This window comes from Bacillus sp. B.PNR1, assembly GCF_030386235.1.
Taxonomy (GTDB): domain Bacteria; phylum Bacillota; class Bacilli; order Bacillales; family Bacillaceae; genus Bacillus; species Bacillus stercoris.
This window is the reverse complement of record NZ_JANYMN010000002.1, coordinates 650,361-668,056: the sequence shown is the minus strand read 5'-3', so window position 1 is coordinate 668,056 and position 17,696 is coordinate 650,361. Positions and strand designations below refer to the sequence as shown.

Genomic DNA, 17,696 nt, shown 5'->3' with positions numbered 1-17,696 from the left:
AAAAGCGGCCGCAATGGCCGCTTTTTTTAACCTGTGATTTCATCATGGTGATCAAAGAAATGCTGTTTTCCTATTTTGTGAAAAAGGCCTGTTTTATGCAGCAGCTCCTTCGGCTGCGATTGTAATCCTACAATCATCAGCTTTCCATTGTGGCGCTTAATTCGATTCATAATGTTCCCTAGCACCGCTTCAGCTGACGTATCCATATAGTGCACCTTATTCATGAGCAGGATGAGGGTTTTCGGTTTTTTCTGTACATGCTCCAGCAATGACGATTCAAGCGAATCAATTGATCCGAAAAACAGCGGCCCTTCTATTGCATACATGCTGACAGATGGATCTTCTTTCTTCGCCAGAACAGGATGCGATTCCTGATTGTGGATGCGGGTCGCTTCGCTCATTCTTCTGATAAAGAACACGAATGCAAGCAGCAATCCGGTTGCCACACCGATGATTAAGTCAAACAGAACCGTGAGGGCGAAGGTCGCCGCCAAAATAAAGGAATCAGCGTTTTTCAGTCTCAGCATATTTGCGACTTCCTTGCGCTCACTCATATTCCACGCGACCACCATGAGAATTGGTGCCATACTGGCAAGCGGCACATGGGAGGCATAAGGCGCGAATACAAGCAGGACAAGGAGAACGACTACACCGTGAACGACGCCGGAAACGGGGGAAACCGCTCCGTTTTTTATATTGGTCGCCGTTCTTGCAATCGCTCCTGTAGCCGGGATTCCGCCAAACAAGGGCGCTGCCATATTCGCAATCCCCTGGCCGACAAGCTCTTTGTTGCTGTCATGCTTTGAGCCCTTCATGTTATCAGCGACCATTGCCGACAAAATCGACTCAAGTCCTCCAAGAAGCGCGATGACAAGCGCTGCCGGAAACATCATGACCATTTTATCCAGAGTAAGCTCAGGAAACTGAAATTCAGGCAAATGGCGGGGGATTTCTCCATAAGTTGACCCGATTGTTGCCATGCGGTCAGGGAAAAAGACAACCGCGACCACTGTGGAAATAAGAAGCGCCAACAAAGCGCCCGGCACTTTAGGCATCACTTTGGCGGATACAAGCAAAATGACAAGCCCGATCACAGCTGTCAAAATGGCATACACGTTAAAGGTGCCGAGCTGCTGCACAATTTCAAACATGTTGTGATGAAAGTTCTCATGTTTTTCAACATTTCTCAATCCGAGAAAATTAGCGATTTGTTCCGTAAAGATCAGCACGGCAATTCCGGCTGTAAAACCGACGATAACGGGTTTCGGCACGAATTTCATTATTTTTCCGAGCTTAAACAGCCCGAACAGCACCAGCATCACTCCTGCCATAAACCCCGCAATCAGCAGATTTTCCAAGCCATACTGCATGATAATGCCGAAAAGAATCGGGACAAAGGCACCCGTCGGACCGCCAATTTGATATTTAGATCCTCCAAACAAAGAAATACAAATCCCAGCTATAACAACAGTGTATAGCCCATATTCAGGCTCGACTCCCGAGGCAATGGCAAACGCCATCCCTAATGGAATTGCCACGACACCTACTACGATACCTGCAATTAAATCTTTCTGAAATTTCTGCAAATTGTATCCCTTGAATCTCCCTGAGAATCGCATATTTTGCTATAACCTCCCTTATAAATGTGTGTTTATGAGCTCAGTTTCATAACCGTTAATGACCACATCTAGTTTTCCTGTTTCAGGATGAATGACAAGCCCGTGTACCGGCACCTTTTTCGGTAGCAACGGATGGTTCTTGATCAGATTCACACTGTGGGAAACGCTCTCTTCCACGCTGTGAAAACCGGTCAGCCACGTTTTCAAATCAAGTCCGGCGCTCGTCAGCAAATTCAGGCAGCTATCCTCTACTCCGCGTTCCTTTGCTTTCTCAAGAATTGAGGAAGCATTCAGTCCTGACATTCCGCATTCATGATGGCCGATAATGCATACCTCTTCAGCCTGCAATTCATAAATCGCCACCAGTATGCTTCTCATCACGCTTCCAAATGGGTGAGAAACGATGGCTCCCGCGTTTTTTACAATTTTAGCATCACCGTTTCTAAGCCCCATTGCTTGCGGAAGAAGTTCTGTAAGCCTTGTATCCATACAAGTGACAATGACGAGCTTTTTTGAAGGAAACTTTGTCGTTTTGTACGGTTCATACTTCTTCTCTCTGACAAACCGCTGATTGTGTTCCAAAATTGATGTTAAAGAAACCATTTGATTCATCTCCCATCCATATGATTTTGCAAGCCTTCTTCCCCAGCTTACAGTAAGGAATTATAGCATAGGAATTCACTGCGAAAAGGCTTTCAAAAAAAGACACTATAATTGGACTGTAGAATCAAAACATAAACATTTATATCTTTCAAAGATAATAAAATTTATATTTATTGAATCCTATAATCTGGCTCCAACTCGATATTGATGATTTGTCTGACAAAAAATATAGGTGAATTCTGATAATTAAAAAACTTTTTTAAGCGAATTTAGCTGTCCGATCTCCATTTTAAGTTCAAAAGAACCAGAAATCAAAATGGACGCAGCCATATTTTTAACATCTATTTATTTCCGATATAATAAAATGGACAACAGCAATAAAGGGGGAGCCTTGTTGAAACCATTTGTATTTATCACAAAACCGATTCCTGAAGAGATTGAAGCATTCATCGGTGAACATTGCCGTTATGAAGTATGGCAGGAGGATACGCTTCCGAGTGATGTGCTATTTGAGAAATTAAAAGATGCGGAAGGGCTTTTAACGTCAGGAACGTCCGGACCGTCAATCAATCGTGAATTGCTAGAACACGCGCCAAAGCTCAAAGTGGTCAGCAACCAATCAGTAGGCTACGATAACTTCGATATAGAAGCAATGAAAGAAAGAGGCGTCGTCGGTACTCATACACCTTATACACTGGATGACACAGTAGCAGATCTGGCCTTTTCTTTGATTCTGTCTTCTGCCAGACGTGTTGCCGAACTGGACCGTTTTGTCAGAGCGGGAAAATGGGGAACCGTTGAAGAGGAAGCGCTTTTCGGCATTGACGTTCATCATCAAACGTTAGGCATTATCGGCATGGGCAGAATTGGCGAACAAGCAGCGAGACGCGCCAAATTTGGTTTTGATATGGAAGTGCTTTATCATAACCGCCATCGCAAACAAGAAACGGAAGACAGCATCGGCGTTAAGTACGCTGAGCTTGATACATTGCTGGAGCAATCTGATTTTATTCTGCTCATTACGCCGCTAACAGATGAAACGTACCATATGATAGGCGAACGTGAATTTAAGATGATGAAGGATTCAGCAATTTTCGTCAATATTTCCCGGGGAAAGACAGTTGATGAAAAAGCGCTGATTCGCGCCCTTCAGGAAGGCTGGATCAGAGGAGCCGGCTTAGACGTATACGAAAAAGAGCCTGTTACCCAAGATAACCCGCTCCTCCAGTTGGATAATGTCACGTTGCTTCCGCACATTGGTTCAGCAACAGCTAAAGTGCGCTTCAACATGTGCAAACAGGCTGCCGAAAATATGATCGCAGCCATTCAAGGACAAACACCTAAAAATCTCACAAGAGAATTTCAATAAATCAAAAATCCGGTCTGATACAGACCGGATTTTATATTACATACGCTGAAGAACAGCACGCTTATAAATATGGCGGGTAACGATATAATAAACAGCCTGGAACACAAAATAAATGAAGATGACAATTACTGCCTCAAAAAATAAGTTGGAATTCAGCATATTGGTTAACGCAGCATACGCAAAGCCGGCGTGAATTGTGCCCGCAATAAATGGGATGAAGAACAAAAATCCAATTTGCTTTCCAAGGATCGAGTGAATCTCTCTGTCCGTAATTCCCATTCTCTTTAATGCTAAAACTTGCACTCTTGTATCTTCTATTTCTGTAAACATCCGCAAATACAGCATGCTTCCTTGCACGATAAAAAACAGCACGCTGACAAACAGACCAATAAACAGCATTAATGCAACTCCCTGCTTCACGATTTGATAGCTTGGAGCACGCGTTTGAAAATCAGATATATGTTCTTTCGGCACCATGTTTTCAAGCTTTTCAGAGACATCCACCGTCTCCTGCCAATGCTCAAGCTCATAACCTACCACTCTCATCTGTTCCTTCAGCGGCACATTCTGTGACAGACTGTCAAAGCTCTTTTCGCTGACGACCAATAAACGGCTGACTCCATCGACTGACATCAATATCCCTTTGTTTTGCTGCTTTTTCATTGTGTAGGAAAGTGTCTTTCCTGACTTCATATGAAATGCCGCTGTTTCCCCTTCTCCAAATGTGTCTTTCACCATCATTTGAAAAGGAACATTAATAAATGCTTCATTTTCTTGTAAATGAATAACTGGAAACCCTTTTTCCTTTGCGACTAGATTATAGATATTTGCTGGAATCAGCAAGGCTTCCGCTTCCATTTTCTTATTTCCATACGGCAAATCGGATTGGAAAGTGACCGGAATCCCTGTTGTATCCACCTTATACTTGATAACAGCATGAGCTTTTTTCAATGTATGCTCAGCCGTCTCAGGCTTCATGACCTGAAATCGCGACGCGTCTTTTTCCACCCAGGAAACAGACTGAGGAATGCTTTGCTCCTCCTGCGTTTGTAAATCGGAATAAAACATATAGATGACACCTGTAGCTGTGAGTATGACCGCCGTAATGACAGAGGTTAAAAACAGCATGCGTGCATGATCCTTCAGCCTGAATATCATGTTGGAACGCACAATAATATTCGTGCCTTTATAGAAGCTGTTTTTCTTTCTGTACAGCATGCGGAAGAACGCCACACTGCTTTGGGTAAAAAAGAAATACGTCCCGATTAATACTAAGATCAAAATTGGAAAGACACGAAACATCATGTCGATCGCATTGGCTGTTGCAGATAAGTAATAACCGCTGCCAAGACAAAGCAAAGACAGCACAGTGAGCCATTTCGAATAGACCGGCAGGCTTTTCGGCTTTTGGGCCGATTTAATCAGTTCAATGATTTCCAGCTTCCGAATCCGCCCCAGTGATAAAATGAGCAGCGTCTGAAACAGGATGAGAAAGCCGACAGCTGTCATCACAAACGCTTTCGGTACAATGGCAAACGAAATCGGCACCTTCACGCTGAGCATCCATGTCATGATCATAAAAAACAGTTTTGAAAATAAAAGACCTGCTCCAATGCCGGCCGCAATCGCTGCAAGAGCAATGAGTGATTGCTCATAATAAATCATCTTGCGAAGCTGCTGCTTTGATGTCCCAAACAGCGTCAGCAGGCCAAACTCTTTCTTTCTTGCCTGCAAAAAAGCCGAATTGGAATATGTGATGAAAAATATACAAAACACAATGATGACGACAAGAGCTGCACTCAAGCATGTTTTGACAAGGCTTCCGCCATATATATTGTCTTCATTGACATCAGGATGAAAAATAAAAGATGTGAAGACAAAAAACACTGAAACGGCAAACACACAGCTTAAAAAGTAGGCGACATATCGTTGCAGATTCCCAAGAATGTTTTTACGGGCGATGGTTCTCAAATTCATGAAAATCGCCTCCCAACACACTCAAGGTATCCAATATACTTTGATAAAACACCTGCCTGTTTGTTCCTCTGTGAATCTCTGAAAAAAAACGTCCGTCTTTAATAAACACAATCCGTTTACAGAAGCTTGCCGCTGTGGCATCATGCGTAACCAATAAAATCGTCGCTTCCTTTTCTTCATTCAGCTGAGCCAGCGTGTTCATCACTTGCTTTGCCGATTTTGAGTCGAGGTTTCCTGTCGGTTCATCTGCAAGAATGAGGGCCGGATTGTGAATAATCGCTCTGGCACAAGCTGCCCGCTGCTGCTGCCCGCCCGACACCTCGTATGTCCGGTGGTCAAGAATATGCTTGATTTGCAGCGTATCCGCCAGTTCATCCAAACGGGCTTCCATTTCTTTCAGCTTTACCTTATCCAATGCGAGCGGCAAGAGAATATTTTCACGTATCGTCAGCGTATCAAGCAGATTAAAGTCCTGAAAGACAAAACCGAGTTCTCTTCTGCGAAACATAGCCAGGTCCTGGTCCTTTAACGTTTTCGGCTGAATGCCGTTGATCATCATCTCGCCCTGCGTCGGCTTATCAATGGTAGCCAGCAAATTCAGGAGCGTGGTTTTTCCGCTTCCAGACGGCCCCATAATCCCGACAAATTCTCCTTTTGCCACACTGAGATCAAAGCCGCTGAGCGCTTGATATGAGATTGTCCCTTTATTTGAATAGTACGTTTTCGATAGGTTCGTTGTTTGCAACACGTTCATGTTCTGCTCCTCCTTTTTCTTTATTATAAAAAGGAAGTCAGCATCCTCCCATCGAACTTTCTTGCAATTCCGCTCCCCAACCTTACAATGCTGTCACATTCACGAGGGTGTCACTTGAAAACACGATGGTCATCACAGTGCCAGCCCCTTCTTTTGATTCCGCATACAGCTTATGGCCGAGACGGCTGCACACCTGTTTTGCTAAATAAAGGCCCATTCCAGTTGCCTCTTTCATGGTTCGTCCGTTTTCTCCGGTAAAAAACGCGTCAAAAATCCGCGGCAGATCCTGCGGTGGTATACCGATTCCTTCGTCGGCAACCGACAATCGTGTCTCATGTCCCTGTGTTTCAATCCGGATTGTAATAGGGTCTCCAACACCTTGCTTTGAATATTTTAAAGCGTTGAAAAGGATTTGCTCGACAACAAAGGAAAGCCACTTTTGATCACTGGAAATCTGAACGGCATTTGGCGGCACATGTAATGTTGGAAAAAGGCGCCGTTTAATAAACTGACGTTTTTCCTGATTGATCAGTGAACGAACCATTTCTGCCAAATCAAAGGTTTGCGGTTTTACATCAAAGGAAAATTCCTCCAGACGAGCCGTTTGCAGCATCATATCAAGACCGTGGCGAAATCTCTCATTCTCATCCTCCAGCTCCTCTAAAAACGTCGGAAAAGAGGGTGCGGTTCCGCTTTTTCCTTCCTGAATCATTAAGGAAATGACGGATACCGGTGTTTTCATATGGTGGACCCATTGATTGGTGAAGGTATAATGCTGCTTTTGCTGATTGATATATTGTGAGAACCTGCTTTCGTATTGCTGTCCGAGTGCGTTGATCATTTTCGTCCAAAGCGCTTGCTCTCCTGTTCTTGGCTTTCGGGCTTTCAAAGACTGTCCGATGTCATTTGCAGCAGACGCTTGTTCTGCAAGCTTTTTGACATAGGTGAGAAAGGAATATTGCCGAACGTAATCAGCTGCAAAACCGGTAGCTAGAAGAACACCAGGCAAAATCCATATATACACCATATTTTCTTTAGATGGTTCTGCGCCGCTCTCTATGATGCTTAAATACGCAATCAGCATGCTGGCCCCTATCCCTAATAATGAAAATAGTATAATGGCGAAACGGTCGATGAGATACGTCTTTAACACTCCGCTTCATCCTTCCGATTGACTTGAAATTGATAGCCTTGTCCTCTGATTGTTGAAATACAATCTTTCAGTCCGGCATTCTCCAGTTTTCTCCGCAGCCGGTTGACATTGACCGTTAACGTGTTGTCATCGACAAAATCAACGTCATCCCATAACGCCTCCAATAGCACATCACGGGAGACAATTTTTTTATGCTCCCTCACAAAAATCGAGAGAAGCTGGAATTCTTTTTGGGAAAACAAAATCCGGACACTGTTCCACTCCGCTTCATTCTGATCAGGATAAATCGTCAGCCCGCCAAGTTCCACTATTCTTGATTCCTGCGGCAAAGAGGGCGAATATTCACCATATGTGCGGCGCAGGACGCTTTTGATTTTGGCCATCACTACCTCTAGATGGAACGGCTTTGTGATATAATCATCGCCGCCATTTTCAATCGCCATTACCTGATTCAGCTCATCGGTCCGTGCTGATATAAAGATAATCGGCGCATTAGAAATCGTACGTATTTGCCTGCACCAATAAAACCCGTCAAAAAAAGGAAGGTTGATGTCAAGCAGGACAAGATCAGGCTTCATTTCTGCAAATTCCAATTTTATATCATTCAGCTGTTCAGCAATTTTTACTTCATATCCGTATTTTTGAAGATGACCGCCCAGCAAAGAAGCAATCCGCTCATCATCTTCCACAAGCAAAATCTGATACACGTTGATCCCCCTTATATGTACATCACGATGATTTTTCTAGAAGATTCCAAAATTATTATAGCATGTGCAGAATAGTAAATCGGTCTTTTTCTTTTCGTTATGATAGAATGGTATAGGTAAAATTTTCATAATAGGCAGGTGTCGTGATGAAGAAAATCATGCTGTTTCTGGCCATTACGTCAATTCTTTCAGCATGTCAGCCCAACTATACCGGGAAATACATAGAAATTGGAGATACACTAACTGACTATACCAAAGAGTGCTTTAAAGAGAATGAAATTCCTTATAAATACGAAAAGGGAAAACTGTATATCCCTGAAGACGCATTTGATACAGCAATCTACACTTGCTCATAAGAAAAAGCTTGCAGATAACCTGCAAGCTTTTTACGTTACAAAAAATGAGTATTTAATTTCTCTTCAAATTCTGTAGGGCCGATATCCCTTTTTTGAATGTCACCGCCGTTTTCATGAATCGTGAAATGGCGGTCTGACATGACCATCCTTCCGCTCGGTGTCAGCTTTGAGGCAAGCGGTGATTTGTTAAAAGGAGATTTTTCATGAGAGTGAATCATGTCCTTCATGTTATCTAAATCACAGAGATCGCTCTCTTCAAGGGTAAAGGCGTACCCAATTTGCCAGCCTTCTCCTTTGTCCATCAGCAGCACATGGCTGCCCATTTCTGTCTCTTCTTTTTTGATTCGGAATGACCCGACTGGTGACTGTACCGTTTCTCCGGAAATCGGTATCGGCTGAAGCGCCAGGTTGATGCCGAAACCAATATCAACGAGGTAATCGCCGTTTTCCGCAGACAGCAATACAGCAGCATGCGTCCCTTCTAGCGCCCATCCCTCTTGATTGCCTGCATAAACCGTTCCTCGAATGAGCTTCACATGAAACCCGGCCTCACGCAAGACAAAATAAAGGAAACCATTTAAATCGTAGCATAGGCCGCCGTGCTGTTCTTTGACCAGGCGCCGCCATAGATCTTCTTTTGTTACCCTATAATTCTCTTTTGCGAGTACGGCGCGGTTTTCAAATGGAAAACGGTATGCCATTGCTTTGAGAAAAAGGGGAAGATCGCCGAAGCTGACATGGTCTTTCTCCCAGCCGATTTTCTGAAAGCAGTCTTTTAGAAAGTCACTCATTTTTATCACCTAAACTTCTTCTTGAACGTAAGCAGCCAGCTTCTCCAGCGCCTCTTGTTCATCTTCTCCCTGGGCAATCAAGGTAACCTCAGTGCCTGTGCTTACCGCCAGGCTCATCAGCCCCATGATGCTTTTGGCGTTTACTTTTTTCCCATCCTTCTCAAGAAACACATCTGACGTAAACCGGTTTGCTTCTTGTACAAACAAAGCAGCAGGACGTGCTTGCAGTCCTGTCTTTAATCGAACTTCCACTTTCTGTTGAACCATAAGATCTCCCCTTTTCTTTACGGTTATTTTAAAGTGACGGTTTGCCCTGTCCGCAGCTGTTCTGCGATTTCGTCAAGTTTTCTCAGCCTGTGATTGATCCCTGACTTGCTGATTTTCCCGCTTGCTACCATTTCCCCCAGCTCTTTCAGCGTCACTTCCTGATAGTCAATCCGCAGCTGCGCGATTTCCCGAAGTTTTTCAGGAAGCGCCTCCAGGCCGATTCTTTCATCGATGTATTTAATATTTTCCACCTGTCTCAGCGAAGCGCCGATCGTTTTGTTTAGGTTGGCTGTTTCACAATTGACGAGGCGGTTGACCGAATTTCTCATGTCCCGAACGATTCTGACATCCTCAAATCGCAGAAGCGAGTTGTGAGCGCCGATTACGTTCAGAAACTCTGTAATCTTTTCAGCCTCTTTTAAATAGGTGATGTAGCCTTTTTTCCGTTCAAGCGTTTTGCTGTTTAACTGAAACTCATTTAACAGGTCACATAATGAATCGTTATGCTCCTTATAAAGAGAGAAGATTTCTAAATGATACGAGGAGGTTTCCGGGTTATTGACCGAACCTCCTGCCAAAAATGCTCCTCTCATATAAGAACGCTTGCAGCATCTCTTTTTGACCAGCTCTTTCGAAATACTTCGTTCAAACACAAAATTCTCCCCGAGTATTTTTAAATCCTCTAAGATCGCTTTTGCATTTTCTGAAAAACGCACAATATAGACGTTGTTCTTTTTCAGCCGCATTTTCTTTCTGACCAGCAGCTCGACCGACACGTCATATTGTTTTTTCAGCAATGTATAGATGCGGCGGGCAATCGCCGCGTTTTCGGTTTGAACATCGAGTACGAGATGGCGGTTTGTAAATGATAAAGCTCCATTCATCCGGATGAGTGCAGACAGCTCGGCGTTAATGCAGCAGTCTTTCACTTCCAGATTGGTTAATTCTTTTTTTGTTTCTGATGCAAATGACATATAGCCACCTCATTTCAAGGCTTCATTCTTTCAGTAAATCAACAAGAAGAGAGGCCACTTTATGTGTATCGTGACGAATTACGTCATTTTTATACGTTACGATTTGGTCTCTGATGACTTCAAGCCCCATCGCTTTCAGCTCATCGATATCAAAATCAACAGGACGTGCGGATTCCATTTCGTACTTACGCTTTATTTCGTCGGGAATGTCTTCACTGTTCACTAATATCGTATCAATAAAACCGCAGCCCATATGCTGATTGAGCGCTTTCACATGATCAGCAGCGGTGTAATGGAGCGTTTCACCGGGCTGAGTCATCACGTTGCAAATGTATACTTTTTTCGCCGGTGCCTTTATCACTTCTTCCCCGATTTTTGGGACGAGCAAATTGGGAAGAATGCTTGTATAGAGGCTTCCCGGGCCAATAATAATCAAATCCGCTTCCCTGATCACGTCTATCGTTTCCGGCAGCGGGTCAATCTGTTCAGGCGTGAGAAAAACACGCTTAATGCGCTGTCCGTATGCCGGAATCGTTGACTCGCCTGAGACCACGCGGCCGTCCTCCATCTCAGCATGCAAAACAACACTGGTATTTGCAGCCGGCAAAACCTTCCCTCTTACATTCAGCACCTTGCTCATTTCTGTGACAGCGTGAAAAAAATCACCGGTTATATTTGTCATCGCTGCCAAAATCAAATTCCCGAGAGAATGGCCTGTTAAGTCATTCCCTTTATTGAAGCGGTGCTGAAAAAGATCTTCAACAAGCGGCTCCACATCGGATAAAGCGGCAAGCACATTTCTGATGTCTCCGGGAGGCGGAATTTTCAGTTCATTCCGCAGACGGCCAGAGCTTCCCCCATCATCGGCAACTGTTACAATGGCCGTGATGTCAACGGGTTTATGCTTTAGGCCCCGAAGCAATACAGAAAGGCCTGTACCGCCGCCAAAGATTGCGATTTTCGGTTTTTGTCCCATCTTATTTCCGGCTTCTCTTTTCAATGTCCCGGTGAGTAACATGAGTATAGTAATCCTTTTTGAAATAATCAGCTAGATTCTCGGCAAGTGTCACAGAGCGGTGCTGGCCCCCTGTGCAGCCGATCGCAATGACGACCTGGCTTTTTCCTTCTCTTTTGTAAGATGGAAGCATAAAGCTCAGCAGATCAATTAATTTCTCATTGAACTTTTGCGTTTCATTCCACTTCATGACGTAAGAGGAAACCTCTTCATCCTTGCCAGTCAGCGGCCGCATGCTTTCGATATAGTACGGATTCGGCAAAAATCTGACATCAAAGACGAGATCTGCGTCAATCGGGATACCGTATTTAAAACCAAATGACATCACATTTACGGTAAATGTCTCTCCTTGGTTTGAGGCAAAGTGCTTTACAATTTTTTCGCGTAAATCACGCGGCTTCATGTCAGATGTATCGTAAATGATCTGAGAGCGGCCTTTTAATTCCTCAAGCAGCTCTCGTTCCAGCGCAATGCCTTCAAGCGGCAGGCCAGTCGCTGCAAGTGGATGCGAGCGTCTCGTTTCTTTATATCTCGTGACGAGAATGGAATCCTTCGCGTCCAGGAATAAAATTCGCGGTGTGATCCACGGATTCTCGGCCATTTCATCCAGCGCTTCAATCAGCCGGTCAAAAAATTCGCGGCCGCGCAGATCCATCACGAGCGCAACTTTGCTCATTTTCGAATTTGATTCCTTCATCAGCTCTAAAAACTTCGGAAGCAATGAAGGCGGAAGATTATCGACGCAGAAATAGCCGAGATCTTCAAAGCTTTGAATGGCGACAGTTTTCCCCGCTCCCGACATTCCGGTTATAATGACAAGCTGAATATCATGTGATTCACTAACACTCATCTTTCTCCCCCCTGACTTGTCTTTCTATTTGATGTGCTGCGGGTCTAAACGATAACTGAGCAGCTCAAAGTCCGGTGTATACGTAAATGTGCCGTGCAGCAGCCCTTGTCCCTTCATCATAAAATCAAGGATATGGCCGTCTCCAGGGGCCATAGGCAGGCTCTGAATGTCATTGACATCGTGCCACTGCAGTTTGCCTTCCTCTGATTCTGATACATTTTGTCCTGTATAAGAATCAGCGACAAACGTAAACATCATCCACTCGGAGACAATGTGGTCACCGTCTTTAATAATAAAGGTAAAAACGCCTTTTAATTGAGGATTTATGATATAGATACCAGTCTCTTCTCTGTACTCTCTGATGACGGAGTCTCTGACTGATTCTCCGCTCTCCATCTTGCCGCCCGGCGCGACCCACCAGCCGCGTCTCGGCTTTTGCAGCAGAAGAACTTTGTCATCCGTCTGAAGCACACAATTTGTCACTCTTTGCAAGTACGTCACCTAACCTTCGTCCTGTCATCGTCTCTTTATTATACCGCTTCAAGATGCCTCCCACAATGAAGAGACATTGACAATCTTTTCTTCTATTTTACAGCATATTCTTTCGTTAATTCAGATGATTTTGCTGTAATTGGCATTCATCTTTTATTTTTGGACAAAAAAAGGACACGGATAACTGGAGAATCCGTGCCAAAAAAGTGTATTCATTATAAAAAGGGGGTCAATTACTTTATTAATCATAACCGAAAAGCATTACACATGTGTTACAGCGGAATTAAAACCCAGTAACGTAATGTGAAACTCGTATGACAGCCCTTTTTATTTTAAGGTTTTCAGCGTTTCTTGGAGCTCTTCAACATAATGCTGAACGCTTTGTGCCGCAATGCTTCCGTCTCCTGTAGCCGTTACGATTTGGCGCAGTGATTTTTCGCGAATGTCTCCGGCAGCAAAAATCCCTTCAACCTTAGTTTCCATGCGGTCGTTTGTTTCGATGTAGCCTTCTTCATTCGTAATGCCCAGGTTTTCAAACGGTTTAGATAGAGGAAGCATGCCGATGTAAATGAATACGCCATCTGTTTTGAATTCACTTTCTTCACCGGTTACCGTATCGACAAGCGTTACGTTACCGACTTTGCCGTTTTCCTCATGAATTTCTTTCACGGTTTTGTTCCATAGGAAGTCAACTTTTTCATTATCAAATGCTCTCGCTTGAAGAATGCTTTGCGCACGGAGTTTATCACGTCTATGAACGATCGTTACTTTGGAAGCGAAACGTGTCAGGTACACACCTTCTTCAACAGCAGAATCTCCGCCGCCGACAACAACAAGCTCTTTGCCTTTAAAGAAAGCCCCGTCACATACCGCGCAATAAGATACACCGCGTCCGCCCAATTCCTTCTCGCCAGGCACACCGATTTTTTTATACTCCGCACCTGCAGCAATAATGACGGCACGCGCTTTATATTCTTTTGAACCGGCTTTGACCACTTTGTACTCTTTGCCGTCAACGACTTCTTTAATATCGCCATAAGCGTATTCAGCACCAAATTTTTTCGCGTGTTCAAACATTTTGTTAGAAAGCTCAGGCCCAAGGATACTTTCGAATCCAGGATAGTTTTCTACATCTTCCGTATTGGCCATTTGTCCGCCGGGAATTCCTCTTTCAATCATTAATGTTGATAAATTCGCTCTTGATGTGTATACAGCGGCCGTCATCCCAGCAGGGCCCGCGCCGATTATAATCACGTCATAAATTTTTTCTTCTGACACACTATTCACTCCTTAAACCATCTTTTCAAGTTTGGGCTCTTTCTTATAAGATAAGAATCCCCATCAAACGTATTCCTTACCCATATCCTATAAAATCTCATGGTGATACGCTATTTTTTTGCTCAACACGATTAAATGTATTCGAAAAGGGTATATGTTAATAAAGAAAGAGCCTTCTGTTTATAGAAGGCCCTTGTCATATTTATTATTGAACAACACGTCTTACAACGCCTTTAAATGCTGCTTTCCAGTAAGGATTGCTCATAGAGTCAACAGATACGCCATGAGATGTATTGTCGTTTAGGAAAGTACCGTTTCCTAAGTAGATTCCTACGTGTCCGTTTGTTTTGTAAGTGTCAAAGAACACAAGGTCCCCGCGTTTCATTTCAGACGCGCTGACAGCTTGTCCTCTGCCAACTAACGTATCAGTTGTTGTTCCGCCTACAGGTCCAAGGTTAACACCTGCAGAAGCGTATGCCCAGCGTACGAATGATGAGCAGTCAAAAATACGGTTGTTGATATCAGATTGGCTGCGTCCGCCGCCAAACTTGTAAGGAGATTGTCCTACAATGCTTGAACCAACGCTGATCGCGCCTTCAATTCCGCCGGAGTTGCTGATAACAGTGCCGCCTGAATTGCTGTTTGAACCGCTGCTCTTCTTAGAAGATGAGCCGTTAGACGAACTGTTTGATGAACCGTTAGAAGAATTGTCTGAAGAATCATCAGATGAGCTTGCTTTCGCTGATTCAGTTGTAGCCGTTTGGCTGTCATCTGTTTGTGTTTCATCAGATGCTTTTTGTGCTTCTTCCTGCTTTTTGATCAAAGCAGCAGCTGCTTCTTGTTCTTTTTTGATGCGAGCTTGTTCAGCTTCAGTATTTGCTTTTTGATTTGCAAGTTCAGACGCTTCTGATTTTAATTCAGAAATCGCTTTAGCCGTTTTCTTTTGGCTTGCTTTTGCTTCGTCGAAAAGCTTGTCTTTTTCATTAAGCTGTTTATCAAGGTCTTTTTGCATTGTTTCTAATTTAGCCAATGCAGCTTGAACTTCTTTCAGCTTGTTATTCAAATCCGCTTCAGAATCTTCGAGCTTCGCTTTATCCTGCTCTTGCTGTTTGATTAAATCTTTGTCTGCGTCCACAATAGATGAGACCGCAGTCGCACGAGAGATAAAGTCACCAAAGCTTGTTGATCCTAGAAGAACATCTATGTATCCTTGAGATCCGCCGCTTTCCTGTAAAGAACGAACGCGTTTTTTCAGGATTTCATTGCGTTTTTCGATGCGTGCTTCTGTTTCTTTAATTTCTTTTTTCAGTTTTTTGATTTCTTCTTTTGTTTTATCATTTTCTTCTTTTTTATCTTCGATCTTGTTGCTTGTATCAAGCGCCTTAGCGTTAATGTCTTGCAGTTCTTTTTCAATCTTTGATTGATTTTCCTGAAGCTCAGTTAATTCTTTTTCCTTCGCTTCAATGCTGGATGCAACCTCAGATTGCTTGCTTTCGATTTTTTGTTTCTTTTCATCTAATGTTTCCGCCGATGCAGTTTTACTTGTAAATGGGATCAAAAAACTGCTTGTCCCGATGACGGAAGCCAAACCAAGTGTAATTAAACTCTTTCTCACTTTTTATATCCTCCCTTTTACTGTGAACCTGTCCTCATTTGGAATCGTATTTTGAACATCAAGTTTCGTTCCTCATACTCTACGAGGAATGATGGTTGTTTATGGTTAATTATTCTGTGCATCTCTTATTCTGGTTGTATAGCGTTTATTTCACATCATATGTAAAAAACACTAATTCCTTATGTACGAGAATCATTATACCATCAAGTTTCGACAAATTAGCGATAAATTTTATTACATTTATGTTTCAAACAGATGTCAAGCCACACATCATTTGTCATTTTTCTTAAGCGTGTAAAAAAACTGTCGATATTATTTTCTTAATATAATCTATCAAACAAAAAAAGAGTCGATTAAACAAATCGACTCTTCAAAATATACTATTCTAGAATATCATCAATATATTTCATATATTTCGTCAACGTTGCCGGAGAGATGCCAAATCGGGCTGCTGTGTCTTTTTTCGTGTCTTGCTTGCCATGGGCTTCTTTCCAAATATAACAGATCGCTGCCGCCCAGCCTTTCTCATTCTTCAACGGAGCGGCTGCGCGGATTTGCTGGATGACATGGAAAACCCAGCAGCTCATGACTTCTGTTGTCATCTCTTCTTTTTCAGCTTGCTCTAATAATTTGACCGTTTGATAGGCGAACAGCGCATCCTCTGAAACGTCGGCTGCCACAGAGTCTCCATTCAAAAGCAGCTTTACAAAGTGATTTTCAAAAGGAGCGGTAATTCTCTTTGAGCGTATTACCGCTTCAAGATGCTCCGTTTCTCCCTTTGTACTGCTGATATAATAGGCTGCGAGACGCTGTTCTACAGATGAAGGAAGTGCTTCCCTTCGCTCAACCCAAGGCGCAGGGCGGTCTTCTCCGGGATATTGCGACTCGACTTTTCTCCAGATCGTCTCGGCAAAGTCGGTATGCCCCGTAAAATAAGCAGAGCACGAGAGCCAGTAAAAGAATGTGTCGTCACCTTCAAAGCCGGTTTTATATAATGATTTGAGCCATTTATACCCAAGCTCGTAACGGCCGACAAGCGCCAAGGTAGCACCCAGTTTATAACGCTGTTCCAACAGCATTGGATAGACATTAGAAAGCTGCTCACTCAATTCCGCCACTTTTTCATCTTCTCTTTCATAATAGTAGAAAACGAGAAGATTGCATAAAGCGTGAAGATTTCCTTCATTATGAGAAAGCACTTCATACGCGGTTTGCTTCGCTTTTACAACGTTTCCGGAATAGAAATAGGCAAGCGCCAGATTGTTGTATGCTGACCAAAGCTCCGGATATTCAGCTGTGATTTCCTCAAGCGCGGCAACCGCTTCAGCAAGCTGGCCGCTTTCCAGCAATGATTTTGCCCGATCCTGTTTCATCAGCAGTTCATCCTGATCATACAACGAATCCTCAATGCCATCGTCCCCTAGATCGAGCAAATCAAGCAGACTATCGTTTTCTTCCGCGAATTCACCGTCCGGGTCCGCATCAGAATATGCGGCCGCTTCTTTATAAGCTTCTTGAAAGAGCCCCAAGTGGGCAAAGTTGTTCGCTTTAAAGTAATGGCACTCCGGCATTTCGGCCTCCAGATTAGCCATGATATAGTCAAGAAGATCGTTCGACTCTTGATACTGGCCCATTTCCGAGTAAATGACCGCAAGCTGTGAAAGCATCTCTGAATCCTCCGGCTCCAAATGAACCGCGCGCTGAATCAGTTTGCTTGCCCGTTTCAGATTGCGCTCTTTATACGCTTTCAAGCCTTTATGAAAAAAATATTGTCCATCTTGAAGCAGCTGGACAATTTGTGCGTGATTTTTATGTTCAGAAGTGTGTTTTCCCACAACTACCCTCCGTTTTATACAATATTACCGTCAGTAGTATA

17 protein-coding genes are annotated in these 17,696 nt (G+C 43.5%); 2 read left to right on the top strand and 15 right to left on the bottom strand.

Features of this window, described 5'->3' with window-relative positions; all coding sequences use genetic code 11:
- Positions 1–26: 26 nt before the first annotated feature.
- Entirely contained in the window at positions 27–1,619 is a 1,593-nt protein-coding gene (locus NZD81_RS14720) for a SulP family inorganic anion transporter (protein WP_069150375.1), read from the bottom strand.
- Positions 1,620–1,637: 18 nt separating this feature from the next.
- A complete protein-coding gene (locus NZD81_RS14715) occupies positions 1,638–2,231 on the bottom strand; it encodes a beta-class carbonic anhydrase (RefSeq protein WP_014665483.1) in 594 nt (197 codons plus the stop codon).
- A 382-nt stretch (positions 2,232–2,613) separates the two neighbouring features.
- Here NZD81_RS14715 and NZD81_RS14710 point away from each other — a divergent pair, with 382 nt between their 5' ends.
- The gene (locus NZD81_RS14710) at positions 2,614–3,591 is read left to right on the top strand and encodes a 2-hydroxyacid dehydrogenase (RefSeq protein WP_081483646.1); all 978 of its coding nucleotides are present in this window, start codon (positions 2,614–2,616) and stop codon (positions 3,589–3,591) included.
- A gap of 36 nt (positions 3,592–3,627) precedes the next feature.
- Here NZD81_RS14710 and psdB read toward each other — a convergent pair whose 3' ends face one another.
- The 4 genes from psdB to psdR all read right to left on the bottom strand — a co-directional run bounded on the left by psdB (position 3,628) and on the right by psdR (position 8,182).
- Positions 3,628–5,568, bottom strand: a complete 1,941-nt coding sequence (gene psdB / locus NZD81_RS14705) for a lantibiotic ABC transporter permease PsdB (protein ID WP_282373631.1) — start codon at positions 5,566–5,568, stop codon at positions 3,628–3,630.
- Positions 5,543–6,322, bottom strand: a complete 780-nt coding sequence (gene psdA / locus NZD81_RS14700; protein ID WP_014665486.1) for a lantibiotic ABC transporter ATP-binding protein PsdA — start codon at positions 6,320–6,322, stop codon at positions 5,543–5,545. Before psdA ends, psdB begins: the two co-directional genes overlap by 26 nt.
- Positions 6,323–6,404: 82 nt before the next feature.
- Entirely contained in the window at positions 6,405–7,475 is a 1,071-nt protein-coding gene (gene psdS / locus NZD81_RS14695) for a two-component sensor histidine kinase PsdS (protein WP_282373635.1), read from the bottom strand.
- Positions 7,469–8,182, bottom strand: coding sequence for a two-component system response regulator PsdR (gene psdR / locus NZD81_RS14690; protein ID WP_014665488.1), 714 nt, complete (start codon positions 8,180–8,182; stop codon positions 7,469–7,471). The genes psdS and psdR overlap by 7 nt, the downstream gene beginning before the upstream one ends.
- A 146-nt stretch (positions 8,183–8,328) precedes the next feature.
- On the opposite strand from psdR, the gene NZD81_RS14685 reads away from it, so the two are divergent.
- A complete protein-coding gene (locus NZD81_RS14685; RefSeq protein WP_014665489.1) occupies positions 8,329–8,538 on the top strand; it encodes a hypothetical protein in 210 nt (69 codons plus the stop codon).
- 35 nt (positions 8,539–8,573) lie between these two features.
- Here NZD81_RS14685 and NZD81_RS14680 read toward each other — a convergent pair whose 3' ends face one another.
- The 9 genes from NZD81_RS14680 to NZD81_RS14640 form a co-directional block, all read right to left on the bottom strand.
- Complete coding sequence (locus NZD81_RS14680; protein WP_206869027.1) at positions 8,574–9,338, bottom strand: arylamine N-acetyltransferase family protein; 765 nt, start codon at positions 9,336–9,338, stop codon at positions 8,574–8,576.
- Positions 9,339–9,596 (bottom strand): HPr family phosphocarrier protein, encoded by a 258-nt coding sequence (locus NZD81_RS14675; protein ID WP_003219835.1) that lies wholly within the window; start codon positions 9,594–9,596, stop codon positions 9,339–9,341.
- 23 nt (positions 9,597–9,619) lie between these two features.
- Positions 9,620–10,570, bottom strand: a complete 951-nt coding sequence (whiA, locus tag NZD81_RS14670; RefSeq protein ID WP_003243775.1) for a DNA-binding protein WhiA — start codon at positions 10,568–10,570, stop codon at positions 9,620–9,622.
- 22 nt (positions 10,571–10,592) lie between these two features.
- On the bottom strand, positions 10,593–11,546 hold the full coding sequence (gene mgfK, locus NZD81_RS14665; protein ID WP_040082505.1) for a gluconeogenesis morphogenetic factor: 954 nt from the start codon (positions 11,544–11,546) through the stop codon (positions 10,593–10,595).
- A gap of 1 nt (position 11,547) precedes the next feature.
- Positions 11,548–12,435, bottom strand: a complete 888-nt coding sequence (rapZ, locus tag NZD81_RS14660; RefSeq protein WP_003235371.1) for an RNase adapter RapZ — start codon at positions 12,433–12,435, stop codon at positions 11,548–11,550.
- 24 nt (positions 12,436–12,459) lie between these two features.
- Complete coding sequence (locus NZD81_RS14655) at positions 12,460–12,936, bottom strand: 8-oxo-dGTP diphosphatase (protein WP_080478281.1); 477 nt, start codon at positions 12,934–12,936, stop codon at positions 12,460–12,462.
- 318 nt (positions 12,937–13,254) lie between these two features.
- The gene (gene trxB / locus NZD81_RS14650; RefSeq protein ID WP_003228139.1) at positions 13,255–14,205 is read right to left on the bottom strand and encodes a thioredoxin-disulfide reductase; all 951 of its coding nucleotides are present in this window, start codon (positions 14,203–14,205) and stop codon (positions 13,255–13,257) included.
- Positions 14,206–14,410: 205 nt separating this feature from the next.
- Positions 14,411–15,820, bottom strand: a complete 1,410-nt coding sequence (gene cwlO / locus NZD81_RS14645) for a peptidoglycan DL-endopeptidase CwlO (protein WP_014665493.1) — start codon at positions 15,818–15,820, stop codon at positions 14,411–14,413.
- A gap of 380 nt (positions 15,821–16,200) precedes the next feature.
- Positions 16,201–17,655: a tetratricopeptide repeat protein gene (locus NZD81_RS14640; RefSeq protein WP_040081721.1), complete on the bottom strand. Its 1,455-nt coding sequence runs from the start codon at positions 17,653–17,655 to the stop codon at positions 16,201–16,203.
- Positions 17,656–17,696 lie beyond the last annotated feature (41 nt).